Genomic DNA, 24,820 nt, shown 5'->3' on the forward strand with positions numbered 1-24,820 from the left:
GCCCCGGCAACATCACCCGCCCTTGACTGGCGGCATGACACGAGAAACCCCCGGTGCCGACGGACGGCGCGCGCGTCTCCACCGGGCGCTCCACGCCGCCGCCCGCCCGGAGACCTGGAAGCGTGGCCCGGTCCTCACCGCACTCGCCCTGCTGCTCGGTCTGCTGATGCTCCTGCACGCGAGCCTCCCGGACCCCGGCGGTCTCGGCAGTCTGCTGGAGAACGTCCTGCCGTGGCTCGGACTGGGCGTCCCGGTGCTGCTGGCCGGGGCGCTGTGGCGGCGGTCCGCTCCGGCGGTGCTCGCGCTGGTGCTGCCGGTCGCGGTGTGGCTGAGCCTCTTCGGCGGGCTGCTCACCGACAAGTCCCGACCGGGCGGCGACCTCACCGTCGTCTCCCACAACGTCGGCGCGGGCAACCCCGATCCCACCGCCACCGCCCGCGCCCTGACCGCCTCAGGGGCGGACGTGCTGGCCCTGGAGGAGCTGACCCCGAAGGCGACGCCGCGATACGAGAAGGGGCTCGCGACGGCGTACCCGCACCACGTGGTGCGCGGCACGGTCGGGCTGTGGAGCAGGCTGCCGCTCTCGGACACCCGGATGATCGACATCATGGACTTCGGTCCGCTCGCGGCGACCAAGACGACCGCCGACAAGCTGCCCGCCAACCGCGCGCTGCGCACCACGGTGACCACCGGACACGGTCCGCTGACGGTGTACGTCGCCCACCTGGGGTCCGTACGGCTCATGCCCAGGAAGGGCTTCTGGACGGACAGCCGGGACATCGGCGCGCGGGCTCTCGGCAAGGCGCTGGCGGACGACCCGAGCAAGCGGGTGGTGCTGCTCGGGGACCTCAACGGCACCCTGGACGACCGGGCGTTCGCGGGGATCACCGCGCGGCTGCGCTCCGCCCAGGACGCGGCGGGGGACGGCTTCGGCTTCACCTGGCCCGCGAGGTTCCCCGCGGTGCGGATCGACCAGATCCTGGTCAGGGGCGTGACCCCGCACAGCTCATGGACGCTCGCGGCCACCGGAAGCGATCACCTGCCGGTGGCGGCGCGTATCGGCTGGTGAACGCGCGAAAGCCGCGGCGGCGTCCCCCCTCCGCGCCGCCGCGGCCTCACGTCCCCCGTGTTCCCCCGTGTCCCCCGTGCTCCACCCCCCGGTGGAGCGGTCTCAGCGCGGGTCGCCGGTGGTGATGTGGCTCTCCAGGGTGGTGACGTCGTCCAGCTCAGCGGCGTTCTCACCGCCGGTGATGTGGCTCTCCTGCGGGGTCGCCTCGGCGGCGTCCGCCGTCTCCCCGCCGGTGATGTGGCTCTCCTGAGGAGTGACCTTGTCGGACTTCTTGGCGTCGCTCATCCTGAACTCCGTTGCTGTGAAGGTGTGCTGGGACGGCAGGCCCGTCCGGCCGCTCCCCCGAGGACTTCCGGACGGGCCGGGGCCCAGCCGACCCGTACGTCCCCCGTGAACGCCGAGCCGACTGCCTAGAGAGTGCTCGGGCACGATAAACGAATGATGAACGCGGCGCTCCGGGACCCCCGTTGTCAGCCCGTCGTCGCCGGGGTGAGCAGTTTCCGCAGGTCGGCGGCTTCGGGGGAGTCCAGTCGCTCGAAGACGGCCAGCGCGTCCGTCCAGCAGGCACGCGCCCGGTCCGACTCCCCGAGCGCGTCCAGCGCCCTGCCGAGCACGGTCAGCACCCCCGCCCGGCGCCAGTCCCCGCCGACGTGCAGCAGCACGGAGAGCGACTGCTCCGCCTGTGCCGCCGCGGCGGCGGGCCACCCCGCCGCGAGCCGCACCCCGGCGAGCCGGAAGAGCGTCATGCCCTCCCACAGCCGCTGCCTGCTGTCGCGGAAGATGGTCAGCGCCTCGGTGAGGCGTGCCTCCGCCTCCTCCTGCCGTCCCGACTCCGCGAGCGCCAGCCCGAGGGCGTAACTCCCGTTCGCCAGACGGACGGAGAGACCCAGGTCACGGTAGATCGCGACGCCCGCCTCCGCCAGCTCCACCGCGCTGTCCACCTGCCCCATCGCGAGCCGCACCCGGGACAGATTGCACAGGGCGCTCGCCTCGCCGGGCAGGTTGCCGTCGGCGCGGTAGGCGTCCAGGGTGCGCTGGAGGTAGGTCTCCGCCTCCTCGTTGCGCTGGTGGTAGGCGGCGACGATCCCGCGCTCGCTCGGGGCGTTGCAGTCTATCCACGGGTCCCGGGCGGCGTCCGCCAGCTCCACCGCCCGCTGCGCCTCCGCCTCCGCCTCGTCGAACCGCCCCGCCGCCATGTGCACCTGCGCCAGCGTGGTGCGCGCCCGCCCCTCCGCGCGCGCGTCCCCGGCAGCCTCCGCCGCGTCCCGTACGGCGGTCGCCGCCGCCCCGAACTGATGGGCGTTGGCGCCGGATTCGGCCAGGTCCTTGGAGACCAGGAGCAGGTCCACCGCCCGCCGCAGACTCGCCCCGGACGCCGACTGCCGTACGCACGCGAGCAGCGGGTCCGCCTCCGCGTACAGCCAGTCAAGGGCGTCGCGGTGCCCGGCGAAAGCCAGCCCCTCGTGCGCGGCGGGGTCGAGGTGCTCCACCGTGCGGTCGCCGGGGCGCTCGATGGCGTACACCCGGGCGGCGGTGGCGAGGTAGAAGTCCAGCAGCCGGGAGAGCGCGGCAGCGCACTCGCCGGGCGCCGCCTCGTCGCGCTCGGCGCAGGAGCGGGCGTAGAGGCGGACCAGGTCGTGGAAGCGGTAGCGACCGGGCGCGGCGGACTCCAGGAGCGAGGTGTCCACCAGGGACTCCAGCAGGTCCTCGGTGTCCTCCTGCGGGCGGTCCAGTACGGCAGCGGCGGCGGCCAGCGACAGGTCGGGTCCGTCGGCGAGCCCGAGCAGCCGGAACGCGCGCGCCTGCGCGGGCTCCAACTGGCCGTAGCCCAGCTCGAAGGTGGCCTTCACCGCGAGGTCGCCTGCCTGGAGTTCGTCCAGCCTGCGCCGCTCGTCGGCGAGCTTGGCGGCGAGCACCGAGACCGTCCAGGTGCGGCGGGCGGCGAGCCGGGAGGCGGCGATCCGGATCGCCAGCGGCAGGAATCCGCAGGCTGCCACCACGTCGAGGGCGGACTCGCGCTCGGCGGCGACCCGCTCCGCGCCGACGATCCGCGTGAAGAGGGCCAGCGCCTCCTCCGGGGACATCACGTCCAGGTCCACCAGATGCGCCCCGGCGAGACCGGTCATCCGCACCCGCGCGGTCACCAGCGCCGCGCAGCCCGCCGTGCCCGGCAGCAGCGGGCGCACCTGGGCGGCGTCCTTGGCGTTGTCCAGCAGGACGAGGACCCGGCGCCCGTCGAGCACCGAGCGGTACAGCGCGGCGCGCTCCTCCGGGGAGTCCGGGATCGAGCGGTCGGGGGTGCCGAGGGCGCGCAGGAAGGAGCCGAGGACCGTCTCCGGCTCCGCCGGGCGGGGACCGGCGCCCTGGAGGTCGACGTAGAGCTGCCCGTCGGGGAAGGCGGCGCGGGCGCGGTGGGCGACGTGCACCGCGAGCGTGGTCTTGCCGACGCCGCCGATCCCGGCCAGCGCGGACACCGCCATCACCCGCCCCTCCGCCTCCGACGCCGAGGCGAGCACCTCGCTCAGCTCCGTCACGAACGCGTCGCGACCCGTGAAGTCCGGTACGGAAGCGGGCAGTTGCGCGGGCTTGACCGCCACCACGGCGGGCTCGGCGGGCGGCGGTGTGGGTCCGGCGAGGGCGGGGTCGGCGCGCAGGATGCGCTGCTGGAGTTCGCTCAGACCCGGGCGCGGGTCCACGCCCAGCTCCTCCGCGAGCAGCCGCCGGGTGTCCGCGTAGACGGCGAGCGCCTCCGCCTGGCGTCCGCTGCGGTACAGCGCCACCATCAGCAGCTCGCGGAACCGCTCGCGCAGCGGATGCGCCGCCGTGAGCGCGGTCAGCTCCGAGACCGCCTCGGCGTGATGACCCCGCTCCAGGTCCATGTCCAGCCGGGATTCGAGGAGTTGGAGCCGCCATTCCTCAAGGCGCACCCGCTGGGTCTCGGCGTACGGTCCCGGCACGCCCGCCAGCGGCTCCCCGTCCCACAGCGCGAGCGCCAGCCGCAGCAGCTTCCCCGCCTCCGGCAAGTCCCCCTCACCGCGCGCCTTTTCGGCACGTGCGGCCAGCTCCTGCGCCGAGGTGATGTCGAGCGAGCCCTCGCCGAGTCCCCGTACGGCGTACCCGCTGGACTCGCTGACCAGCACGCCGGGACCCAGCGCCTTGCGCAGCCGCGAGGCGTACGTCCGCACCGCCGCCAGCGCCTGTTGCGGCGGCTCGCTGCCCCACAGCGCGTCGATCAGCTCTGCCGCCGTCGCCGTACGCCCCTCGCGCAGCAACAGGGCTGCCAGCAGGGCGCGTTGCTGCGGCGACCCGGTGCCCACCGGCTCGTCCCCGCGCCACGCCCGCACCGGACCGAGCACCCCGAACCGCAACCCGGCAAAGCCGCTGACCCGCTGCTCAGGCACCCGCGGCCCACCGTCCATGCGCTCGCCCCCTAGACATCCCTCTTACAGGGCCAGTTTGCCTTCTTAGGACCACTTCCGTCAGCCGTGCGAGACGCCGATCACAAGGCGGCGCGGGGGGCTCCACAATCCCTCCACATGCCGGACGGGAGCGCCGCGTCGGCTTTCCGGGTGGCTGGGCGGCGGTGAAGGGCAGGACGGGCGCTCGGGTCCACCGCTGACCAGGTCGACCACCGAAGCGGACCCCAGGACACCGGCGCGGACTCCAGGACACCGGCGCGGACCCCCGGCCGGGAACGCCCCCTGGCACCCCGTGCCGCCGAACGTATGCTCAACCAATGACGACTTCCGCGACCCCCGGAACCGGCCCCACCGAGAACTCCATGCGTCGCGCCCTGAAACGAGCGCGGGACGGTGTCGCGCTCGACGTCGCCGAGGCGGCGGTGCTGCTCCAGGCGCGCGGGGAGGCGCTGACCGACCTCGCCGCGTCGGCAGCGCGGGTGCGGGACGCGGGTCTTGAGCAGGCGGGCAGGTCCGGCGTCATCACGTACTCCAAGAGCGTGTTCATCCCGCTGACGCGGCTGTGCCGGGACAAGTGCCACTACTGCACGTTCGTCACCGTCCCGGGCAAGCTGCGCCGCGCCGGACACGGAATGTTCATGTCGCCGGACGAGGTGCTGGACGTCGCCCGCAAGGGCGCCGCGCTCGGCTGCAAGGAAGCGCTCATCACCCTCGGGGACAAGCCGGAGGACCGCTGGCCCGAGGCGCGGGAGTGGCTGGACGCGCACGGGTACGACGACACGATCGCCTACGTCCGCGCCATCTCCATCCGCATCCTGGAGGAGACCGGGCTGCTGCCCCACCTCAACCCGGGCGTCATGAGCTGGACGGACTTCCAGCGGCTGAAGCCGGTCGCGCCGAGCATGGGCATGATGCTGGAGACGACCGCGACCCGCCTGTGGTCCGAGCCCGGCGGTCCGCACTACGGCTCCCCGGACAAGGAACCCGCCGTACGGCTGCGGGTGCTGGAGGACGCGGGACGCTCCTCCGTGCCGTTCACCTCCGGGCTGCTGATCGGCATCGGGGAGACCTACGAGGAGCGCGCGGAGTCGCTGTTCGCGCTGCGGAAGGTCGCCCGCGCCTACCACGGCGTCCAGGAGCTGATCATCCAGAACTTCCGCGCCAAGCCGGACACCGCCATGCGCGGGATGCCCGACGCCGAACTGGACGAGCTGATCGCCACGGTTGCCGTCGCCCGGCACATCATGGGACCCGCCGCCTGCCTCCAGGCACCGCCGAACCTCGTCGACGGCGAGTACGAGCGGCTGATCGGCGCCGGCATCGACGACTGGGGCGGGGTCTCCCCGCTCACCATCGACCACGTCAACCCCGAACGCCCCTGGCCGCAGATCGAGCAGCTCACCGAGCGCTCCCGGAAGGCGGGGTTCGAGCTGCGTGAACGGCTGTGCGTGTACCCGGAGTTCGTCCGCAGGGGCGAACCCTGGCTGGACCCGCGGCTGCGCCCGCACGTGGACGCGCTCGCCGACCCGGAGACGGGTCTTGCCCGCCCGGACGCACTCCCGAAGGGTCTCCCCTGGCAGGAGCCCGAGGAGGTCTTCACCGCGAGCGGGCGCACCGACCTGCACACCACCATCGACACCGACGGGCGCACCTCCGACCGCCGCGACGACTTCGACGAGGTCTACGGCGACTGGTCCGAGCTGCGCGAGGCGGCGGCTCCCGGCATGGTCCCCGAGCGCATCGACACGGACGTACGGCAGGCACTGCGCACCGCCGCCGACGACCCGACGAAGCTCACCGACGACGAGGCGCTCGCTCTCCTCCACGCCGACGGTCCGGCGCTGGACGCGCTGTGCCGGATCGCGGACGACGTGCGCAAGTCGGTGGTCGGGGACGACGTCACGTACATCGTCACGCGCAACATCAACTTCACCAACGTCTGCTACACCGGCTGCCGCTTCTGCGCCTTCGCCCAGCGCCGCACCGACGTCGACGCCTACACCCTCTCCCTGAGCCAGGTCGCCGACCGCGCCCAGCAGGCGTGGGACGTGGGCGCGGTGGAGGTCTGCATGCAGGGCGGCATCCACCCCGACCTGCCCGGCACGGCGTACTTCGACATCGCGAAGGCGGTCAAGGAGCGCGTCCCCGGGATGCACGTCCACGCCTTCTCCCCGATGGAGGTCGTCAACGGCGCGACCCGGACGGGACTGTCGATCCGCGAGTGGCTGACGGCGGCGAAGCAAGCGGGTCTGGACTCCGTCCCCGGCACCGCCGCCGAGATCCTGGACGACGAGGTCCGCTGGATCCTCACCAAGGGCAAGCTGCCCACGGCGACGTGGATCGAGGTGATCAGCACGGCGCACGAGCTGGGCATCCGCTCGTCCTCGACGATGATGTACGGCCATGTGGACCAGCCCCGCCACTGGCTCGGACACCTGCGCACCCTGGCGGGCATCCAGCAGCGCACCGGCGGCTTCACCGAGTTCGTGACGCTGCCGTTCATCCACACCAACGCGCCCGTCTACCTCGCGGGCATCGCGCGCCCGGGTCCGACCATGCGGGACAACCGCGCGGTGACGGCGATGGCGCGGCTGTTGCTCCACCCCTGGATTCCGAACATCCAGACGAGCTGGGTCAAGCTCGGCACCGAGGGCGCCGCCGAGATGCTGCGCTCCGGCGCGAACGACCTGGGCGGCACGCTGATGGAGGAGACGATCTCGCGGATGGCGGGTTCGTCGTACGGCTCGTACAAGTCCGTACGGGACCTGGAGGCGGTCGCGGAGGCGGCGGGGCGCCCGTCGAAGCCCCGTACGACGCTCTACGGGGAGGTGTCCGAGGAGCGGCGGAAGGCGGCGCGTGCCTCGGACGGGCACCTGCCGGATCTGCTGCCGGTCCTGGACTGAGTACGATGATCCGACCCCGGATGTAGGCGGGGGACTCACAGCGGAGGAGATGCGTACCCGTGGCTGCCCGACTGCCCTCGTGGGCCTGGGTCTCCGGACTGACGGTGGGCGCGACCGCCGCCGTCATCGCCCTCGCGATACAGGCCGAGCACGGCCCGCATCCCACGGCGGCGGCGGTGAAACCGCGCCCCTCGGCGACGGCCACCGCCACCGCGAGCCCGACCGCCGACACCCCGAAGCCCTCCGGTCCGCCCGCGCTCCCGGACGCCTCCGGGGAGGGGCGCCGGATCGTCTACGCGGTCGGTGAGAAGCGGGTCTGGCTGGTGGACGCCACCGGCAAGGCGGTCCGCACGTTCACGGTGTGGCCGGGCACGGTCAGCCCGCAGCCCGGCCGCTACACCGTCCTCGGTCGCCTGCCCGCCGCCACCGGCTCCGACGGCGTCGCCATCGAGCACATCCTGTACTTCACCCACACCCCGGCCGGTGACGCCGCCTTCTCCAACGCCATCGACGGCTCCTCGCCCCCGCCCGCGGGCGGCAAGCAGACCACCGGCATCCGCCTCCACAAGGCGGACGGCGCCGCGCTGTGGGCGTTCGGCGACCAGGGCACGCGCGTGGCGGTCGTCAAGTAACGTCCGCCCCGCCCGGCGCCAGCTCCGCCCACAGGGTCTTCGCCCCCGCCGGTGCCTCCATCACACCCCAGCGCTGCGCGTAGGCGGCGACGATCCGCAACCCCCGCCCGCCCTCGGCCAGTTCGGTCGAGGGCTCCGGCACCTCGGGGAGCCGTTCCCCGCGCGCGTCGGTCACCTCGATCCGCAGCGTGCCGTCGTCGTACCGCCGCAACTCCAGCCGGAAGTCCCTTCCCCGCACCCTGCCGTGCAGCACCGCGTTCGCCGCGAACTCGGCCACCACCTGCGTAGCCGCCTCGAACGGCATCCCCCACTCGTCCAGTTGACGTTCGGCGAGCAGCCGCGCCAGGCGCGCGCCTCTGCGGGTGGCGGACAACTGGATCCGCAACTGAGATTTCTGATTCACATCACCCAGCGTGGCCGCGTGTCCCTACCCTGAACAGCAACGACCACGGTACGCAGCGTGACTGTACGGGTGGTTGCGGTGACGGTACGGCTGGTACGCGGAAGAGGGGTGCCGGGTGGAGGACGAGGAAGCCGAGGCCGTACTGCGTGCGGTCGGACGGCAGATCAGGGCGTGGCGGGAAGCGGCGGGGCTGACTCAGCCGGAGTTGGGCGCGGCGATCGGGTACAGCGGGGAGATGGTGGCGTCGGTGGAGCGGGGGCGGCGCGTGCCGAAGCCGGACTTGCTCGACAAGGCTGATGAAGTGACCCGGGCGGGCGGCAAGTTGTCGGCGATGAAGGCCGATGTGGAGAAGGCGAGGTACCCGAAGAACGTACGGGACTTGCAGAAGCTGGAAGAGGAGTCCGTGGAGATGGGCGCTTACAGCGTCCTCCACATTCATGGACTGCTCCAGATCCCGGAGTACGCCCACGCCATGTACGCCATGCGGCGACCGGCACTCACCGAGGAGGAGATCGGACGCCGTGTCGCAGCACGCATGGCCCGCAAGGAGGTCTTCGAACGGGCACCACGGCCGCTCATGACGTTTGTCCAGGAAGAGGCGACGCTACGAAGGCCGGTCGGAGGCAGACTGGTACAGCGAAAACAGCTTGAACACCTCCTGGCCGTAGGCGAGTCTCGGCACGTAGAGATCCAGGTGATGCCCACGGACCGGGAGGACCACGCCGGTGTGAGCGGATCGTTCCGGGTACTGAAACTGCGAAACGGCAACGCGGTGGGCTACGTGACTGCCGAGCTGCACAGCCGGATGATCGGTGACCCTCGGGAAGTTCAGACCCTCGAGATGCGCTATGGAATGATCCGGGCCCAGGCTCTGCCCCGCCTGGAATCCCTGGCGTTCATCAAGAATATTTTGGGAGAAGGAACATGACGGCACCCACGTTGACGTGGTTCAAGAGCAGCTACAGCGGTGCCAACGAGCCGGACTGCGTCGAAGTCGCCCTCACTCCCGCCACGATCCACATCCGCGACTCGAAGAACCACAACGGCGCCTACCTCACCGTCCCCGCCACCACCTGGACCGACTTCCTCCACTTCGCCACCAACACCCGCTGACGGCGTGGTGCTGCGGTGCCCGGCGCGCCGCTAGTCCCGCTGGGTGGCGAACAGTTCGAGGTGGGCGCAGGTGGGGCAACGGAAGGCGTCGATCTGCCAGCGCGGTCGGCCCAGCCGCTTGGCATTGCCGAGCGGGCCTCGCTCAAGGGCTCCCGCGATCCAGCGGGCGAAGCCGCGAGAGCCTTGGCCGGAGTCCTCGACGAAGCCCGGCTCCAGCCCCACCGCACCGCATTGGGTGCACCGTATGTTGTTCATCGGGGGGAGTGTAGTGAGCCCCGCGTCCGGCGGGGTGGCGTAAATGATGACCGCATCGGCGGCAGTCGGCGGAGCTGCGGATGGGACTGATCACCAACCTGCTGAACCCGAAGGTCGCGATCCTCTACCTGGCGCTCATCCCGCAGTTCATCGACCCCTCCCGAGGCCACACCACGGCCCAGGGCTTCACCCTCGGCGCCATCCAGATCGCCGTCGGCCTCACAGTGAACGGCCTGATCGTCCTCGCCACCGGCGCCGCCGCGCTCATCCTCGTCAGGCAACCGTCGCGACGAGGAGCATGTGGGCGGACATGTCGGCGGTGTCCGGGTGCGGGTCGGCGAGGTGCGCTGCTTCGAGCGCGGTGGCGAAGCTGCTGAGGGGTTCGCCGCTGGTGTGGAAGTAGGCGGCGATGAAGAGGCCGGTGGGATCGGCGTCGGGCTCGGGGTGATAGCCGCTGGTGAGACGCTCGCTGAGACGTTGGCGATGGACCTGGGGAGGGCGGACATGGACCCGTCGAGGCGGACCGTGATCAGGGGGGTCGTGTACTCGGCGGCGCTCGCCGTGCCCGGATGGCAGGAGATCGACGGTCGCTTGTCCCGGCTGGACACCGACCCGCACGCCCGCATCGGTATGGCCGAAGTCCAGGCGGTGATCGCCATGACGGAGTGCGTCAGCACCCTGGACGACGAGTACGGCGGCCGTATGGCCCGGCCGATGGCGGCCGCATTCCTCGTCAACACGATCATCCCGCACCTCAAGGCGCGCGCATCGGAGCCGGTACGGAACGCGATGCTGTCGGCGGCCGCTGACCACCTCTACCTCACCGGGTACATGGCGATGGACGAGCGTGAGGACGGCCTCGCGCAGCGGTACTACGTGAAGGCTCTCGACCTCGCGCGCCGGGCCGGGGATCACCTGACGTACTGCACGACCCTGCGCGGCATGAGCGTCCAGGCCGTGGATCTCGGGCACACCCGGCAGGCGGTGCGGCTGTCGGAATCGGCTGCGTCCGCGTCCCCCCAGGCAGGTCCGCGGTTACTGGCGTTCCTGGCCGGGCAGCGGGCTCACGCCGCCGCGCAGGACGGCGACCGTCCGGCCGCCCTCGCCCACATCAGGACGGCCGAGACCGCCATGGAGAGAGCCGAGTCGAGAGCGAAAGCCCTCGGGTCCTACAACCCCAGCGCCCTGAACTACCACCTCGCTCAGGTGCGGTTCGAGCTGGGCGACATCACCGGGTCGATCGAGTCCCTGGAACTCGCCGACCGGCTCCGCGAGCCCACCCACCGGCGGACACGTGTGCGGTACAACGCGATGCTCGCCGAGCGGCAGTGGCAGGCGGGCCGCATGGAGGAAGCCGTCGCCACCTGGGGCAAGGCACTGGACGACTATCCGCATGTGCGGTCCGGGCGGTGCGACGACCGGGTGCGCACACTGCTCTCCACCGTCGCGCCGCGCACCACGAACCCGCTCGCCAGGGACCTCCACGACCGCGCCAAGGCGCTCCTACGGCGCTGAGCACACCGATGCCCGAAGGAAGTGCCCGCCATCCGGACGGAATTCCTCCGCTTCGCCGCTTGCTCTGCCCAGCGCTCGTCCCTCCGCTCCCGGGAGAAAGAGATAACGCATGGCAACGTTCGTCCTCGTCCCCGGCGGCTGGCACGGCGCCTGGTCGTACGAGACCGTGGTCCCGCTGCTGGAGCAAGCCGGGCACACGGTGCACGCGCTGACGCTGACCGGGCTGCGCCCCGACGACGACCGGGCGACCGTCGCGGGCGCCAACCTCGACACGCACGCCGAGGACGTACTGCGGGTCCTCGACCGCGCTCATGTCACCAACGCCACGCTGGTGGGCCACAGTTACGGCGGCATGGTGATCGCCGCGGCGGCGGACCGGGCGGACGGGAGGGTCGCACGGCTGGTGCATCTCGACGCGTACGTGCCGCAGGACGGCGACTCGTGCTGGTCGGTGACGACCGAGGGTTACCGGCAGGCGTTCGCGGCGGGCGCGGCGTGCACCGGATACGCCGTGGAGCCACCGCCGGGGGGCGATTCCCGGCGCCGTCCGCATCCGCTCGCGTCGTTCCTCCAGACGATCCGCCTGACCGGTGCGCTCGCGGAGGTCCCCCGGCGGGAGTTCGTGTACTGCTCGGGGTGGGAGGACCGGACCCCGTTCGCGGATCTCCGTAACCGCCTGGCAGCCGACCCCGACTGGCGGGTCCACGACCTCCCCACCGGGCACAACGCGATGCGCGAGGCGCCGGAGGCGGTCGCCGCGCTGCTGCTGGACGCGCGGGGCGGGGAGGGTGAAATGCCGACGACAGGCGTCCCGTTGGGCTGACACGATGTCGGGCATGGGCAGAGTGCTGACGGCGAGGGAACGGCTCGCGTCCCGACGCAAGTACGAGGTTCTGCGCGGGGAGCGCTTCGACGGCGATGACCTCGCCTCGGTGCACCTGCGGGAACTCCGGCTGACGCGGTGCTCGTTCCGCGGGGCGGACCTGCGGCACGCCACGCTGGACGGGTGCGGTTTCAAGCTGTGCGACTTCCACGGGGCGGACCTGAGGGGCGCCTCCCTGCGCGGGGTCTCCTTCGCGGGGTGCGATCTGACCGGCGCCGACCTGCGGGGAGCGGACCTGACCGGCGCGCACTTCGGCCGGGTCCTCACCGGCACCCCGCCCCACGGGCTGACCGACATCACCGGCGCCCGACTGGACCACGCCGTCCTGCGCGACCTCCCACTCGACCAGGTGGTCGGCCGAGCTGAACCGGGCGGAGTCCGCCCAGGCGCCGAGGGGAAGGGCTGAGCCGCCCGCCGAGGGCGTGGCAGGGTGACCGCGTGATGATCTCTACGGCGGCAGCCGGTGGAATGGCCCTGGTCGAGCTGGGGATGGCGCTGACGCCGGGCCCGAACATGATGTACCTGGTGTCCCGGAGCGTGAGCCAGGGACGCGCGGCGGGGCTGGTCTCGCTGGTCGGGACCGGGGTGGGGTTCCTGGTGTACATGACGTTGGCCAACGTGGGTCTCGCGGTGGTCTTCGTCGCCGTCCCGTGGCTGTACATCGGTTTCAAGGCGGTCGGCGCCGCCTACCTCGCGTATCTGGCGTGGCAGGCGCTCAGGCAGGGCGGTCGCGGGCTGTTCGAGCCGCGCGGTCTCCAGCGCGACTCGTACGGGAAGCTGCTGCGGATGGGGCTGATCACCAACCTGCTCAACCCGAAGGTCGCCATCCTGTACCTCGCGCTGATCCCGCAGTTCATCGATCCCGCCCGCGGTCACACCACCGCCCAGGGGTTCGCCCTCGGCGCCATCCAGATCGCCGTGGGCCTCACCGTGAACGGCTTGATCGTGCTCGCGGCAGGATCCGTAGCGGCTCTCCTCAAGCGCCGCCCGACCTGGGCGAAATGGCAGCGCCGCCTCACGGGCACCCTCCTCGCCGCCGTAGCGATCACCCTCGCCCGCGAGGTACCCGCCCGCGCACGGGCGTGACCCGGCCACGCGGACAGGGAAAACGCAACTTCGACAGGGTCCGCACAGACCGCTACCTTCACCGGGTCCTCGGCAACCACCCCCGGCCAAACCGGAGTTGCCCCCCGACCAGGGAGACCCGTATGCCCCGTCTCGCGCTGTACACCTTCGGTGTCCTGAAGTTCCCCCTCTCCGACCCCGCCCCGCTCACACGCGAGTTCTACGGCATCGGCGCTGCCGTCTACCCGGAGATCAGCGGGCGCCCCGGCTACCTCGGGCACGCCGAGGCGGCGGACGGCGAGCAGGGCGTGCTCTTCGGGGCGGACTGGGGCGCGTGGGGCGAGTTCGCCGTGCCGGACTGGTACGGCAAGGGGCGTACACCGGAGACCACCGCCCTCGCCGCGACCCTCTCCCTCTGGACCGGTCCGCGCCCCGCGTTCGACGCCGTCTACACCGGCGTGCACCGCGAGGCGCTGAGCAGGCGGTACGACTGGTTCGAGCGGACGGGACACCCGACCCACGTGCTCTGGTGGGTCCCCGACGACGCGACCCCCACCTGGCAGGACGGCGTCTCCCGCCTGGAGCACCTCCACGCCCACGGCGCCGCCCCGCACGCCTTCACCTTCCAGGACGTCCCGTGACCGGCGGGGAGGTCAGGCTTTCAGTGCCGCGAGCTCCGCGTTGGCGCGCTCGGTGACCAGGGCGAGGACGCGCCCGGCGGCGGCGAGGTCCTCGGCGGGGATGCCGCCCCAGACGCGGGCGGAGACGGGGGCGGTCTCCGCGGCGACGTCGGCGAGCACGTCGCGCCCCTCGTCCGTGGGGCGCAGGCGCGTACCGTCCTCGGTCAGCAGCCGCTCGGCGAGCAGATCGTCGACGGTGGCGCGGATGCCGACGGGGTCGGTCTTGAGGAGTCCCTGGACCTGGGCGACGAGTTCGTCCGGCGTCTGCGGGACCCCGGCGGTGACCGCGGTGCGCAGCACGACCTGCTGCTGGAACGTGATGCCGTGCCGGGCCAGGACGTGCTCCAGGACGCCACGGGCGGCGTAGTGCGCGAGGGCGAGAGCGCGGGCGTCGGCGTCGGGTGCGGTGGTGGCCATGGTGTTCTCCTCTAGGTGCTCTGGTCGGGCGGGACGGAGGGAGCGAGAGGTGCGTCGAGCAGGGTCGTCAGCTCGTCGGTGAACGCGCGGGTGCGCGGGGAGCCGGGACCGCCGAGCGGTTCCAGCAGCCGCTGGTGCAGCTCCTGGACCACCGTGATGGCCCGCCGGGTGACCTCCTCGCCCCGCTCGGTGAGGGCGAGCTGTACGGCACGCGGGTCGCGGGGATCGCGGGTGCGCTCGATCAGCCCCGCCGACTCCAGGGCGCGCGCCAGCTTCGAGACGTACAGCGCCTCCAGACCGGTGTGGTCGGCGAGCCGCCGCTGACTGGGACGCTCGCCGGTGCGCCCCATGCCGTGGAGCGAGGCGACCAGGGAGTACTGCGCGTGGGTGAGACCCAGCGGAGCCACCGCGCGATCGACCGCGACCCGCCACTTGTTGGCGAGCCGCCATACCAGGAATCCGGGCGTGGGACCCGGCGGTGAACCCTTGCTCATGAGAAATAGAGTACATGGCTACTATGTCCATGGCTACTGTTTTCCGGACCGGACCGGACCGGACCGGACCGGACCGGACCGGACCGGACCGGACGGGACCGCCACACCCGTCCCCGCATTCTGGCGCGATGCGTGCGGCACAACTCCCGCCACTCCAGGGAGAATTCAGCCATGACCACCACTCCCACCGACATCAGCGCCCCCACCCCGACCACGCCCCGCACCGGTCTCTCCCTGGCAGCGGGCGTGTTCACCGGCGTGCTCGCGCTGTACATCGCCCTCGTCGCCCTCGGGAACATCACCGACTTCGGGTCGAACCAGCAGTACGTCCGGCATGTGCTGGCGATGGACACGACGTTCAAGGACGACGCCCTGATGTGGCGGGCGATCACCAGCACCGCGCTTCAGGACACCGCGTACGTGGCGATCATCGCGTGGGAGACGGTCGCCGCCGCCGTGCTGATCCTGGGCACCTGGCTGTGGGCGCGGCGGGACACCGAGCGGGCGCGCCGGGTCTCCACCTACGGGCTGCTGATGCTGATACTCCTCTTCGGCGCCGGGTTCATCGCCATCGGCGGGGAGTGGTTCGCGATGTGGCAGTCCAAGGCGTGGAACGGGCTGGACGCGGCGACCCGGATCGTCCTGGTCAGCGGGGTCGCGCTGGTCGTGAACCAGTTGCCGGAGCGGCGGTCGCCTCAGGCGTGAGCCGGGGACGCCTCGGCATCGGTCGGCACCTCCGCCGTACGGCGGGGCAGCAGCAGCGGCGTCGCCAGCAGCAGCAGCCCCGCCAGTCCGATCGCCGTACGCGGTCCGAGCAGCGAGCCCAGGACACCCCACACGGCTGTCAGCAGGGCTGTCGTCGCCTTCGTCGTCACCGTCCAGGCGGACAGCACGCGGGTGACCCGGTCGGTGCGGGTCCGCTCCAGGCGGCAGGTCGCGCTGACCGGGTTGAAGACCCCGCAGCAGAAGATGAGCCCCAGCTCGACCCCCGTCACCAGCAGCAGCCCGCCCGTGCCGGGACCCAGGAAGGCGAGTCCGAGTGGCCACAGGGCGCGCAGCCGCCCGGAAACCGTCAGCACCCGGTGCTGCCCGTACCGCGCCACCAGCGGACGAGCCAGCCGCGAGCCCAGCAGCCCGCCGAGCGACGGCGCCGCGAAGGCGAGCCCGTACTGCCACGGCGTGAACCCGAGATGCCCGAGCATCAGCACCGCGAGCAGCGGCTCGGTCGCCATCAACAGCCCGTTGAACACCGCCGCGTTGAGGAACAGCGGGCGCAGGGTGGGGTCCGCCAGGATGTACCGCCAGCCCGCCACCAGATCACCGGGGCGCAGCCGCGCCGTAGTCCCGCGGTCGGCGGCGGGTCGCGCCTCCCCGCCCCCGATCGCCCGCAGCCCCAGCGCCGAGAGCAGATAGCTCACCGCGTCCGCCACCACCGTCGCCACCGGTCCCAGCAGTCCGATCGCCGCGCCGCCCAGCGGTGGTCCGATGATCGTCGTGGTCCACGCCGTCGACTCGAAGCGCGCGTTGGCGGCGAGCAGGTCACCGGGCGGCAGCAGCGTCTTGAGGTACGCCCCGGAAGCCGCCCGGAAGGTGATGTCCGCCGCCGCGACCACCACCGAGACCAGCAGCAACTGGACGAAGCTCAGCGCGCCGAGCGCGTACGCGACCGGGATCGTCAGCAGCGCCGCGCACCGCACCAGGTCCATCGCGATCAGCACCGGACGCTTGCGCCGGAACTCCACCCAGGGTCCGAGCGGCACCGCCACCGCCGCGCCCACCGCAGCCCCCGCCGAGGACAGCGCGGCGACCTCCGCGGGTCCCGCGCGCAGCACCTGGACGGCGATCAGCGGGAACGCGCCGAAGGCGAGCCAGGTGCCGAGCGCGCTCGTCCCGTACGCCCCCCACAGCCACCCGAAGGACCGCCCGAGCCCGCGCCCGTTCCTCATGCCCGTCTCCCGCCTCCACAACCGATCCGCGACCAGTTGCATCAAAGCGGCACCGCCGAGCTGGGATCAAACAACCGTGGAGCCACTGTGTGACAACCCGTAGTTGTCGCCGTAGCCTGACCCCATGGACCTCGACACCGTGCGCACCTTCGTCGCCGTCGCCGACGCCGGGCGGTTCCGGGAGGCTGCCGACGAGCTGGCGGTCACCCAGCAGGCGGTGTCCAAGCGGATCGCCGCCCTGGAACGCGTCCTGGGGGTAAGGCTGTTCACCCGCACCCCGCGCGGCGCCGAGCTGACCATCGACGGGCAGGCGTTCCTGCCGCACGCGCGCGAACTGCTGCGCGTGGCCGAACGCGCCACTGCCTCCGTGCACCGGGGGAGCCGTCCGCTGCGCGTCGACGTGCTCGCCTCGCGCAGCGCGCAGTCGGGTCTGATGCGCGGTTTCCACCGCGCGCACCCCGAGATCGACCTCGACGTGCTGACGCTGTTCGACATCGAGACCGCCGTCACCGCCATCCGCTCGGGCGCGATCGACGCGTCCTTCCGCGCCGTCGCCGCGCCCGGCCGTCCCCTGCCGGAGGACATCGCGTCCGTGCGGGTGCTCGACGAGCCGCTCCAGCTCCTCACCGGTCCCGCCCACGCGCTGGCGGGCGCCCGGTCCGTGACCCTCGCCCGGCTCGCCGGGCACCGGATCTGGATGCCCGGCGTCGCCCCCGGCACCGAGTGGGCCGCCTACTACGACGACCTCGCCGCCGAGTTCGGGCTCACCATCGAGGTGACCGGACCCAACTTCGGCTCCGACGCCCTCCTCGACACCATCGCCGACACCCCGGCCCTGGCCACCTTCATGGGCGAGCCCACCCGTCTCGTCTGGCCCGCAGGACATGGTCTGCGCCGCATCCCGGTCACCGACCCGGTCCCCGTCTACCCGCACTCCCTCCTCTGGCACCGGGACAACCCCCATCCCGCCCTGACCACCCTGCGCGCCTACCTCGCGGGAGCGACGCCCGCCCACGACGTGCCCGGGACCTGGGTGCCGGACTGGGTCCGCCCGCACTGAGCACCCCTCGATCGCGTTCACACATCTGAACGCCAGTCACCCCGGCGAACGATTTTACCTGCCCGTGACTCGACGCCTCCACGCCTCAACCCCCATGGTCGTAGCCGGAGTTCACATCCCTGACTGCCGAACACGACTGCGGACGCTGGAGGGTGAGACATGAACGGTCTCGACTGGGCCGTACTGATCGGCTACTTCGGCGTGATGGTGGCCATCGGCGTCTGGTCGCACCGGCGCGTGGACGACGTGGGCGACTTCTTCACCGCGGGCGGGCGGATGCCCTGGTGGCTGTCCGGCATCTCCCACCACATGTCGGGCTACAGCGCCGTGATGTTCACCGGCTACGCGGGCATCGCCTACGTCTACGGCGTCACCTCCTACGTCACCTGGGCGCTGCCCATCGCGCTCGGCATCGCCATCGGCTCCCGGCTCTTCGCGCCCCGCGTCAACCGCCTGCGCTCCCGGCTGCGCGTCGCCTCCCCCCTCGAGTACCTGAAGAACCGCTACGACCTGCGCACCCAGCAGGCACTCGCCTGGTCCGGGATGCTGCTGAAGATCGTGGACGTGGGCGCCAAGTGGGCCGCCATCGCCACCCTGCTCTCGGTGTTCACCGGACTCTCCCTGAACCAGGGCATCCTCATCACCGGCGCGATCACCGCCGTCTACTGCACCATCGGCGGTCTGTGGGCGGACGCGCTCACCGAACTCGGCCAGTTCGTCATCCAGTTGCTCGCCGGGATCGCGATGCTCGTCGCCGTCGCCGTGAAGCTGGGCGACCGGCACATCGGTCTCCTCGACGCCTGGGACCAGCCCGCCCTGCACGACCACACCCAGCCCCTCGCGGGTCCCTACGGCACCGTCTTCCTGCTGGCGTTCCTGTTCATCAAGCTGTTCGAGTACAACGGCGGCATGCTCAACCAGGCTCAGCGCTACATGGCCACCGCCTCCGCCCGCGAGGCAGAGCGCTCCGCCCGGCTCTCCGCGCTGCTGTGGCTGGTGTGGCCCCTGGTGCTGTTCCTGCCGATGTGGCTCGCCCCGCTCCTGGTGACGGCGAAGAAGCCCGACGGCTCCGACTCCTACGCCCTGATGACCGAACAGCTCCTGCCGCACGGTCTGCTGGGGCTCGTGGTCGTCGGCTTCTTCTCCCACACCATGGCCATGTGCTCCTCCGACGCCAATGCCGTCGCCGCCGTCTTCACCCAGGACGTGGTGCCCGTGCTGTGGCGGCGGGCGCGGGACTGGGGCGAGCGCGTGGGACTCCTCGCGGCGCGGGTGACCACCGTCGTCTTCCTCGCCCTGTCGATGGCGGTCGCCACCCAGGTCGACTCGCCCGCCCTGAAGGACATCATCACCGTCGTCATCAAGTGGGTCGCCGGGCTCATGGGTCCCATCGCCATCCCGATGATGCTGGGTCTGCTGCGCCCCTTCCGCCGCTCGGGTCCGACCGCCGCGCTCACGAGCTGGGCCGCCGGACTGCTCGCCTTCTGGCTGGTCAACTACCCGATCAGCTGGCACGTCCAGGGCGGCGTCCCGCTCCAGTACCAGGTCTCGGTGCCGCTCGCCGTCTCCCTGGTCCTCTACGTCGTCATCGGTCTGATCAAGCCCGAGGACACCCCCGAGCGCCTCGCGGTCATCGAGCGGATCAACACCGACGGCGACGGCGCGGCGGCTGCCGTACCCGCCCCGGCGGCTCGGGCGCGCGGATAGCCGGGCGGACGGCCGGCGCGCGGAAGCTCAGGCGCGCGGATAGCGCGCCAGCCAGCCCGGTGCCGAACCCGCCGGGCTGTGCAGCGCCGGACCCTGGGTCATCTCCATGGCGAAGTCGTCCGCCAGCTCCAGGATCGTGGGACGACCCTCCAGCTCGGCGAGCCACGCCGGGGGCAGCGCCGTCTCGCCGTGCAGGGCGCCGAGCAGACCCCCGGTGAGGGCTCCGGCGGCGGCGGAGGGACCGGACTGGTTCACCGCCAGACACAGACCGAGGCGTACGTCGTCCGCCGCCAGCGCGCAGTAGACGGCCGCCGCGAGCAGCCCGTCCGCCGTGCCGTCCCCGGCCAGCTCCTCCACCCGCACCGGGTTCGGCGGGCCGAGGCGCACCGCGTTCACCGCGTGCTGGAGCGCCTCCACGACCGCCTGATGACCCGGGCGCGCCGACAGCAGCGCCACCGTGCCCCACACCGCCGCGTCCAGGTCCTCGCCGCGCGCGAGGGCGTGCACGATCACGGCGTACGCCCCCGCCGCCAGACACGCGACCGGGTGCCCGTGGGTCTGCGCCGCGCACTCCACGGACAACTGCGCCACCAACTGCGGCTCCCAGCCCACCAGGAGCCCGAAGGGACCCGAGCGCGCCACCGCCTCGGGACCCAGCTCACCGGGGTTCTTCGGCCGCTCCAGGGTGCCCATCACCTCGTCGCCCAGCCCGCTCAGCAGCGACCTCGGCGGCTCCCTGCGGGCGTACAGCCACTCCTCGCGAGCCAGCCAGCCGTCCTCCCTGCGCCGCTCGTCGGGACCCCAGTCCCGCTGGGTCGCCCGCCAGCGCAGGTACGCCCGGTGCAGATCGGTCGGCGGATGCCAGGCACCGGTGTCCCGGCGGACCTGCGCGCGGATCAGACCGTCCACCGTGAACAGGGTGAGCTGGGTGTGATGGGTGACCGCGCCGCGCCGCCCGTGCGCGAAACCCAGGTCGAGCACGCCCTCCGCACCGTACGCCGAGCGGATCTCGTCGAGACCGAGCACGTCCACGGGCGCGCCGAGGGTGTCCCCGAGCGCGATGCCCAGCAGGGTGCCGCGCACCCGGCTGCGGAAGTCCTGCTGCTCGGTGCGACCCCAGACGGCGCCGCTCGTCGCACCCATGCAGACCCCCTCACGGCACCTCGCGTCCGGCCGACGGGCAGCACTGTAATGGACCGCGAACGGTCCGATCAGCCGCGCAAACCGACCTCGCGAGACCAATCCCGGTCAGGTGTGAACGCTTTGCTCACGTGTTCACAGGTGTGAGCCACTGTGAACGGAGGTAACGGCCGGATCTCACCCCTTGGCGTCCTTCAGTTCCTGCGGACACGGCGTCCCGCGCGGCAACTGGTACGGCGCCGCCAGGTGGTACGTCCCCGCGCGCGGCGCCAGCAGCACCGTCCAGGCGTCGCCCTCCGCGTCCTGCGGGGTCTCCGCCAGACAGCCGCTGACGTTGACGTACGTCTTCGGCACACCGTCCGCCCGCTCCTTGGACGCCTCCGTCTCCTGCGGCGGCTTGAGCGGCTTGCCGTGCTCGTCCACCACGCTCAGCCACGGCGAGTACGGAATGCGGATCAGGACGCGTCCCGCCCGGCTCACCTTCAGGGTCATCTCGCCCTGCTCGGCGCGCAGCACCACCGCGTTCGGCTCGGCCAGCGGCACCGGGTCCGTGACCCGGAACAACTGCCAGTCCGCGTTCCCCCACACCTGCTTCAGATACGGCATCCCGCGCAGCACCAGCTCCCGCTCGCGCTCCCCGCCGTCGCCGTCCGGGTCGTCCGCCTTCGGCAGCACCACGTAGTGCACGGCCCAGCGCTGCAGCCACTCGTGGTAGTTCGCCGAGTTGAGGGTGTCGTCGTAGAAGAGCGGGTTGCGCTCCATGTCCGCCTGGCGGTTCCAGCCGCGCGCCAGGTTCACGTACGGCGCGAGCGCGGACGCCTCGCGGTGCGAGCGCGCCGGGACCACCTCCACCCGCCCCTTCTCCGCGCCCACCTGCTGGAGTTCGTTCACCAGCGGCGCCAGCTCACGCGCCCAGGACGCCGCCGGGGTCGTGTGGATCACGTCGTCCACCGACTTGAACCCGATCCAGCCCACGAACCCGGCGATGGCCAGCACCAGCGCGTACCACTTGTGCGTGCGCGGCACCGCGAACGGCAGCGCCGCCACCAGCGCCGTGCCCGCGAACAGCATCGGAAGACGCGAGATGTTCGTGCCGATCTGCGAGCTGATCAGCCACACCAGCACCACGGCCACGCTGTAGACCCCGGCCGTCAGCCGCACCGTCACCCACTGGCGCGGCACCAGCGCCAGACACAGCAGCCCGTACAGCAGCGGCATGATCACCGAGCCGAACGTCATCGGCTGGGTGCCGGAGAACGGGAACAGCCACGCGGAGAGCGCCACCACCGCCGCCGGGGCGAGCCCCAGCGCCCACGCGCCCGGACGCCGCTTCTGGAGGAACAGCGCGACCGCCACCAGACCCACGAACAGCCCCGCCACCGGCGAGGACATCGTCGCGAGCGCGGCCAGCGGCGCGGCGGCCAGCGCCTTCGCCCAGCGCTTGTAGCGCCCCTCGTAGGGCCAGTAGAGCAGCACCGCGACCGCGCCGATCCCGAACAGCGCGGCAAGTCCGTACGCCACCCAGCCGGAGACCGCCCCGGCGAGCAGCGCGAACACCCCGGCGAGCAGCGCCAGCGGGGCTGCCGCCAGCGCCTTCGCCCAGCTCGCGTACCTGCCCTGGTACGGCCAGCAGAACACCGCCGCGACCGCCCCGAGCGCGAACATCGTGCCGAGCCCGAACGTCACCCGGCCCGAGGCGGCGTTGCCCATCAGCGCGAACACCCCGGCCAGCGCGGGCCACAGCGGCTCGCGCACCGCCCGCCCGCGCACCAGGATCAGCGTCAGCAGCCCGGCGGAGAACGTCCCCGCGATCATCATCGTCGTGCGCACGCCGAGCACGGACATCAGATACGGCGACAGCACGCTGTACGACACCGGGTGCATCCCGCCGTACCAGGCGAGGTTGTACGCCGAGTCGGGGTGCCGGCCGACGAACTCCGCCCAGGCGTCCTGCGCCGCGAGGTCGCCGCCGCTGTTGGCGGACGTGAAGAACCAGATCACGTGCAGCACGGCGGCGAGGGCGGTGATGAACAGGACGGGGTGCTCGCGTGGCCAACGGCGCCAGGCGGGCGGGGTGTCGGCGTCCGCGCGGTCGGGGCTCAGGGTCCGCCCGGCGGTACCCGTGACGTCCGTACCGGGCTCAGGGCTCATGCGACCTCCGCCCTCGGTGTGGTCGGCGCGTGTCGGCTCGGCTGTGGCCACCTGAAGGCACTCCCCGTGTCCCGTCTGCTGTTCCCGGCCACCTGTCCCGTACGTGCTCCCGGCCGGTCCTCGTCCCGCTGCGGCCCTGTCCCGTGACCGGTGACCTGCCCCGTTTCGTGACGCTAGCACGCACCCCGCCGCACGGCTCCCGGGCGGGGAACACATGCGGCGGGGTGCGACGGGTGCGGGTGCCGGGGTCAGCCCAGGCGCGTCAGCTTGCTGCCGAGACCGGGCTCCGCGAGGTCGTCACGCAGTGCGACGGGCACCTGGACGGCACCGGTCGAACCGTCACCGACGGTCAGGGAACCGACCTTCGTCCCCGCCTTCGCGGTGTGCGGGACCGGACCGCCGGTGAAGGAGAGCTTCACCTTCAGACCCGCCCAGCCGGTCGCCTTCACGTCCTCGGTCACCTCGACGGGCGTCCGTCCGCCGAGACCGTCGTCCACGTACCCGACGACCGTGCCCTTCTTCAGGACCGTCGCCGACTTCAGGGCGCCCTGCGCGGCCCGGATCAGCTTGTCGCTGTGGTCCAGGGCGGCGCTCAGGATGGTGTTCTCCGGACCGCCCGCGGGCTGCCGCATCACCGCGCCGATGATCATCCGGGTCTCGCCGTCCACGTCCTGCTTCGCGGCGAACACCAGGTTGCCGAGGGCGGAGGTGGTGGTGCCGGTCTTGATGCCGACGACGTTGTTGTGCCCGACGAGCTGGTTCCAGTTCGAGTGGTACGTGCCCTTGTAGTCGGTGTACGACATCATCGCCGCGACCTCGCGGAAGGCGGGGTACGTCATCGCCGCCTTCGCCAGCTTCACCTGGTCCCGCGCGGTGCTGACCGTGGAGTCGGTCAGACCGGAGGGGTCGGTGTACTTGGTGTTGCTCATGCCCAGACGCTTGGCGGTCGTGTTCATCTTCGCGACGAACGCGTCCACCGAACCGGCGTCCCAGCGGGCGAGCAGACGGGCGATGTTGTTCGCGGACGCCAGCAGGATGTCCTGGAGCGCCTCGCGCTGGGTGATCCGGTCACCGGCGGTGACGTCCACCGTCGACTCCTGGCCCGCCTTCGACTGCGACTCCGCCGTCTTGTCGATCTTGATCTTCGGACCGGCGGCGCCGCTCTTGAGCGGGTGGTCGTGCAGGATCAGATACGCGGTCATCACCTTGGCGACGCTCGCGGTCGGCACGGGCTTGTCCGAGCCGGAGGAGCCGAACGTGCCGACGCCCTGAACATCCAGCGCGGCCTGTCCCTCCGCGGGCCACGGGATCTGGACCTTCCCGCCCTCGAAGGTGTAGCTGTCCTTCGCGGTCAGGTCCAGCGTGGGCGCGGGCAGCGGGCGCAGCGCCTGTACGACGCCCAGGATCACCACCAGCAGCAGCACCAGCGGCGTCCAGATCTTGACCCTGCGCACCAGCGTCCGCACCGGGGTCTCCGGCGGGGGCGGGGTGTTCGTCAGCTCCGCCAGCAGGTCCAGCGGCGGCTTCGGCGGCAACGGCTGCTGCGTCGTCCGCTCCGGCCCGACCTGCGGCACGGTCCGCGTCTCTTCCGCCGGGGCGGTCCTTATGTCCCCCTTGAGCGCGACAAACCGACTGGTCTTCTCAGCCTCCTTCTCCTTCCCCCCGACCTTCAGCATGGTCGTCGGCTGATCAACCTCCTTCGGCGCGCGGAGGGTGGTGGTCGGCTGATCCTTGGGGGGCTGCGGTTGCTTGGGGGAGCGGAGGGTGGTGGTGGGCTGGTCTGTCGGGGTCGCCTTGTCGCCGGGGGCGGGGATGAGCTTGCCGCCGGGCTTGTCGGCCGGTCCCTGCTTGGGGGCGGGGGAAGACTTACGGTCGGAGCTGTCGGCGGAGGCGGACTTCTCGTCGTCCCTGTCCGAGGGGGCGGCGTCGCCCTCGACCTTGTCGGTGGGGCTGGGCTTGGTGCCGGAG

General features: G+C 72.0%; 24 protein-coding genes. 14 read left to right on the plus strand and 10 right to left on the minus strand.

The features are described 5' to 3' along the window. The first annotated feature begins 34 nt into the window (after positions 1-34). Positions 35-1,069 carry an endonuclease/exonuclease/phosphatase family protein gene (locus IF655_RS25755; protein ID WP_199587504.1) on the plus strand — a complete coding sequence of 345 codons (1,035 nt, stop codon included), beginning with the start codon at positions 35-37 and terminating at the stop codon, positions 1,067-1,069. A gap of 102 nt (positions 1,070-1,171) precedes the next feature. Here the strand turns inward: IF655_RS25755 and IF655_RS25760 are convergent, their stop codons facing one another. Both IF655_RS25760 and IF655_RS25765 read right to left on the minus strand, forming a co-directional pair. Beyond that, a complete protein-coding gene (locus tag IF655_RS25760; RefSeq protein ID WP_199587505.1) occupies positions 1,172-1,354 on the minus strand; it encodes a hypothetical protein in 183 nt (60 codons plus the stop codon). A gap of 185 nt (positions 1,355-1,539) precedes the next feature. Further along, positions 1,540-4,488: a BTAD domain-containing putative transcriptional regulator gene (locus IF655_RS25765; protein ID WP_199587506.1), complete on the minus strand. Its 2,949-nt coding sequence runs from the start codon at positions 4,486-4,488 to the stop codon at positions 1,540-1,542. Between the two features lie 317 nt (positions 4,489-4,805). Between IF655_RS25765 and IF655_RS25770 the strand changes: the two genes are divergently transcribed. Next, positions 4,806-7,391, plus strand: coding sequence for a bifunctional FO biosynthesis protein CofGH (locus tag IF655_RS25770; RefSeq protein WP_199587507.1), 2,586 nt, complete (start codon positions 4,806-4,808; stop codon positions 7,389-7,391). A 59-nt stretch (positions 7,392-7,450) separates the two neighbouring features. Further along, complete coding sequence (locus tag IF655_RS25775; protein ID WP_199587508.1) at positions 7,451-8,023, plus strand: hypothetical protein; 573 nt, start codon at positions 7,451-7,453, stop codon at positions 8,021-8,023. Here the strand turns inward: IF655_RS25775 and IF655_RS25780 are convergent. Then, the gene (locus IF655_RS25780) at positions 8,016-8,426 is read right to left on the minus strand and encodes an ATP-binding protein (protein WP_307815059.1); all 411 of its coding nucleotides are present in this window, start codon (positions 8,424-8,426) and stop codon (positions 8,016-8,018) included. The two genes, IF655_RS25775 and IF655_RS25780, sit on opposite strands and share 8 nt — an antisense overlap. Positions 8,427-8,541: 115 nt before the next feature. Between IF655_RS25780 and IF655_RS25785 the strand changes: the two genes are divergently transcribed. Together IF655_RS25785 and IF655_RS25790 are read left to right on the plus strand one after the other, a co-directional pair. Further along, positions 8,542-9,354 (plus strand): helix-turn-helix transcriptional regulator, encoded by an 813-nt coding sequence (locus tag IF655_RS25785; RefSeq protein ID WP_199587509.1) that lies wholly within the window; start codon positions 8,542-8,544, stop codon positions 9,352-9,354. Next, entirely contained in the window at positions 9,351-9,539 is a 189-nt protein-coding gene (locus IF655_RS25790; RefSeq protein ID WP_199587510.1) for a DUF397 domain-containing protein, read from the plus strand. Before IF655_RS25785 ends, IF655_RS25790 begins: the two co-directional genes overlap by 4 nt. 30 nt (positions 9,540-9,569) lie before the next feature. On the opposite strand, the gene IF655_RS25795 is transcribed toward IF655_RS25790, so the two are convergent. After that, the gene (locus IF655_RS25795) at positions 9,570-9,794 is read right to left on the minus strand and encodes a hypothetical protein (protein ID WP_199587511.1); all 225 of its coding nucleotides are present in this window, start codon (positions 9,792-9,794) and stop codon (positions 9,570-9,572) included. 80 nt (positions 9,795-9,874) lie between these two features. Here IF655_RS25795 and IF655_RS25800 point away from each other — a divergent pair, with 80 nt between their 5' ends. The 6 genes from IF655_RS25800 to IF655_RS25825 all read left to right on the plus strand — a co-directional run bounded on the left by IF655_RS25800 (position 9,875) and on the right by IF655_RS25825 (position 13,898). Beyond that, on the plus strand, positions 9,875-10,171 hold the full coding sequence (locus tag IF655_RS25800; protein ID WP_199587512.1) for a LysE family transporter: 297 nt from the start codon (positions 9,875-9,877) through the stop codon (positions 10,169-10,171). A gap of 127 nt (positions 10,172-10,298) precedes the next feature. Beyond that, positions 10,299-11,309, plus strand: coding sequence for a transcriptional regulator (locus tag IF655_RS25805; RefSeq protein WP_307815061.1), 1,011 nt, complete (start codon positions 10,299-10,301; stop codon positions 11,307-11,309). Between the two features lie 109 nt (positions 11,310-11,418). Then, the gene (locus tag IF655_RS25810; protein WP_199587514.1) at positions 11,419-12,132 is read left to right on the plus strand and encodes an alpha/beta fold hydrolase; all 714 of its coding nucleotides are present in this window, start codon (positions 11,419-11,421) and stop codon (positions 12,130-12,132) included. 13 nt (positions 12,133-12,145) lie between these two features. Then, a complete protein-coding gene (locus tag IF655_RS25815) occupies positions 12,146-12,598 on the plus strand; it encodes a pentapeptide repeat-containing protein (RefSeq protein ID WP_199587515.1) in 453 nt (150 codons plus the stop codon). A gap of 35 nt (positions 12,599-12,633) precedes the next feature. Beyond that, on the plus strand, positions 12,634-13,278 hold the full coding sequence (locus IF655_RS25820) for a LysE family translocator (RefSeq protein WP_199587533.1): 645 nt from the start codon (positions 12,634-12,636) through the stop codon (positions 13,276-13,278). Between the two features lie 122 nt (positions 13,279-13,400). Continuing rightward, the gene (locus tag IF655_RS25825) at positions 13,401-13,898 is read left to right on the plus strand and encodes a DUF3291 domain-containing protein (protein WP_199587516.1); all 498 of its coding nucleotides are present in this window, start codon (positions 13,401-13,403) and stop codon (positions 13,896-13,898) included. 12 nt (positions 13,899-13,910) lie between these two features. Here the strand turns inward: IF655_RS25825 and IF655_RS25830 are convergent, their stop codons facing one another. Next, entirely contained in the window at positions 13,911-14,354 is a 444-nt protein-coding gene (locus IF655_RS25830) for a MarR family transcriptional regulator (RefSeq protein WP_199587517.1), read from the minus strand. An 11-nt stretch (positions 14,355-14,365) separates the two neighbouring features. Then, positions 14,366-14,848, minus strand: a complete 483-nt coding sequence (locus IF655_RS25835) for a MarR family winged helix-turn-helix transcriptional regulator (RefSeq protein ID WP_199587518.1) — start codon at positions 14,846-14,848, stop codon at positions 14,366-14,368. Between the two features lie 171 nt (positions 14,849-15,019). On the opposite strand from IF655_RS25835, the gene IF655_RS25840 reads away from it, so the two are divergent. Continuing rightward, on the plus strand, positions 15,020-15,553 hold the full coding sequence (locus IF655_RS25840) for a DUF2165 domain-containing protein (RefSeq protein WP_199587519.1): 534 nt from the start codon (positions 15,020-15,022) through the stop codon (positions 15,551-15,553). On the opposite strand, the gene IF655_RS25845 is transcribed toward IF655_RS25840, so the two are convergent. Further along, a complete protein-coding gene (locus tag IF655_RS25845; protein WP_199587520.1) occupies positions 15,544-16,794 on the minus strand; it encodes an MFS transporter in 1,251 nt (416 codons plus the stop codon). The genes IF655_RS25840 and IF655_RS25845 overlap by 10 nt on opposite strands. 124 nt (positions 16,795-16,918) lie before the next feature. Between IF655_RS25845 and IF655_RS25850 the strand changes: the two genes are divergently transcribed. Then, the gene (locus IF655_RS25850) at positions 16,919-17,854 is read left to right on the plus strand and encodes a LysR family transcriptional regulator (protein ID WP_199587521.1); all 936 of its coding nucleotides are present in this window, start codon (positions 16,919-16,921) and stop codon (positions 17,852-17,854) included. A 159-nt stretch (positions 17,855-18,013) separates the two neighbouring features. Then, positions 18,014-19,561, plus strand: coding sequence for a sodium:solute symporter family protein (locus tag IF655_RS25855; protein ID WP_199587522.1), 1,548 nt, complete (start codon positions 18,014-18,016; stop codon positions 19,559-19,561). Between the two features lie 27 nt (positions 19,562-19,588). Here IF655_RS25855 and IF655_RS25860 read toward each other — a convergent pair whose 3' ends face one another. The 3 genes from IF655_RS25860 to IF655_RS25870 all read right to left on the minus strand — a co-directional run. Next, on the minus strand, positions 19,589-20,704 hold the full coding sequence (locus IF655_RS25860; RefSeq protein ID WP_199587523.1) for an ADP-ribosylglycohydrolase family protein: 1,116 nt from the start codon (positions 20,702-20,704) through the stop codon (positions 19,589-19,591). A gap of 174 nt (positions 20,705-20,878) precedes the next feature. Next, complete coding sequence (locus IF655_RS25865) at positions 20,879-22,903, minus strand: MFS transporter (RefSeq protein WP_199587524.1); 2,025 nt, start codon at positions 22,901-22,903, stop codon at positions 20,879-20,881. 197 nt (positions 22,904-23,100) lie between these two features. Further along, positions 23,101-24,820: serine hydrolase (locus tag IF655_RS25870; RefSeq protein WP_199587525.1), on the minus strand; the 1,720-nt coding region annotated here is incomplete at its 5' end.

Source organism: Streptomyces sp. DSM 110735 (genome assembly GCF_016482685.1).
GTDB lineage: Bacteria > Actinomycetota > Actinomycetes > Streptomycetales > Streptomycetaceae > Streptomyces.

Coding starts and splice junctions, on each gene's coding strand:
- IF655_RS25755 (WP_199587504.1), top strand. CDS start 35: ATGACACGAGAAACCCCCGGTGCCGACGGACGGCGCGCGCGTCTCCAC.
- IF655_RS25760 (WP_199587505.1), bottom strand. CDS start 1,354: ATGAGCGACGCCAAGAAGTCCGACAAGGTCACTCCTCAGGAGAGCCAC.
- IF655_RS25765 (WP_199587506.1), bottom strand. CDS start 4,488: ATGGACGGTGGGCCGCGGGTGCCTGAGCAGCGGGTCAGCGGCTTTGCC.
- IF655_RS25770 (WP_199587507.1), top strand. CDS start 4,806: ATGACGACTTCCGCGACCCCCGGAACCGGCCCCACCGAGAACTCCATG.
- IF655_RS25790 (WP_199587510.1), top strand. CDS start 9,351: ATGACGGCACCCACGTTGACGTGGTTCAAGAGCAGCTACAGCGGTGCC.
- IF655_RS25795 (WP_199587511.1), bottom strand. CDS start 9,794: ATGAACAACATACGGTGCACCCAATGCGGTGCGGTGGGGCTGGAGCCG.
- IF655_RS25800 (WP_199587512.1), top strand. CDS start 9,875: ATGGGACTGATCACCAACCTGCTGAACCCGAAGGTCGCGATCCTCTAC.
- IF655_RS25805 (WP_307815061.1), top strand. CDS start 10,299: ATGGACCCGTCGAGGCGGACCGTGATCAGGGGGGTCGTGTACTCGGCG.
- IF655_RS25810 (WP_199587514.1), top strand. CDS start 11,419: ATGGCAACGTTCGTCCTCGTCCCCGGCGGCTGGCACGGCGCCTGGTCG.
- IF655_RS25815 (WP_199587515.1), top strand. CDS start 12,146: ATGGGCAGAGTGCTGACGGCGAGGGAACGGCTCGCGTCCCGACGCAAG.
- IF655_RS25820 (WP_199587533.1), top strand. CDS start 12,634: ATGATCTCTACGGCGGCAGCCGGTGGAATGGCCCTGGTCGAGCTGGGG.
- IF655_RS25825 (WP_199587516.1), top strand. CDS start 13,401: ATGCCCCGTCTCGCGCTGTACACCTTCGGTGTCCTGAAGTTCCCCCTC.
- IF655_RS25830 (WP_199587517.1), bottom strand. CDS start 14,354: ATGGCCACCACCGCACCCGACGCCGACGCCCGCGCTCTCGCCCTCGCG.
- IF655_RS25835 (WP_199587518.1), bottom strand. CDS start 14,848: ATGAGCAAGGGTTCACCGCCGGGTCCCACGCCCGGATTCCTGGTATGG.
- IF655_RS25840 (WP_199587519.1), top strand. CDS start 15,020: ATGACCACCACTCCCACCGACATCAGCGCCCCCACCCCGACCACGCCC.
- IF655_RS25845 (WP_199587520.1), bottom strand. CDS start 16,794: ATGAGGAACGGGCGCGGGCTCGGGCGGTCCTTCGGGTGGCTGTGGGGG.
- IF655_RS25850 (WP_199587521.1), top strand. CDS start 16,919: ATGGACCTCGACACCGTGCGCACCTTCGTCGCCGTCGCCGACGCCGGG.
- IF655_RS25855 (WP_199587522.1), top strand. CDS start 18,014: ATGAACGGTCTCGACTGGGCCGTACTGATCGGCTACTTCGGCGTGATG.
- IF655_RS25860 (WP_199587523.1), bottom strand. CDS start 20,704: ATGGGTGCGACGAGCGGCGCCGTCTGGGGTCGCACCGAGCAGCAGGAC.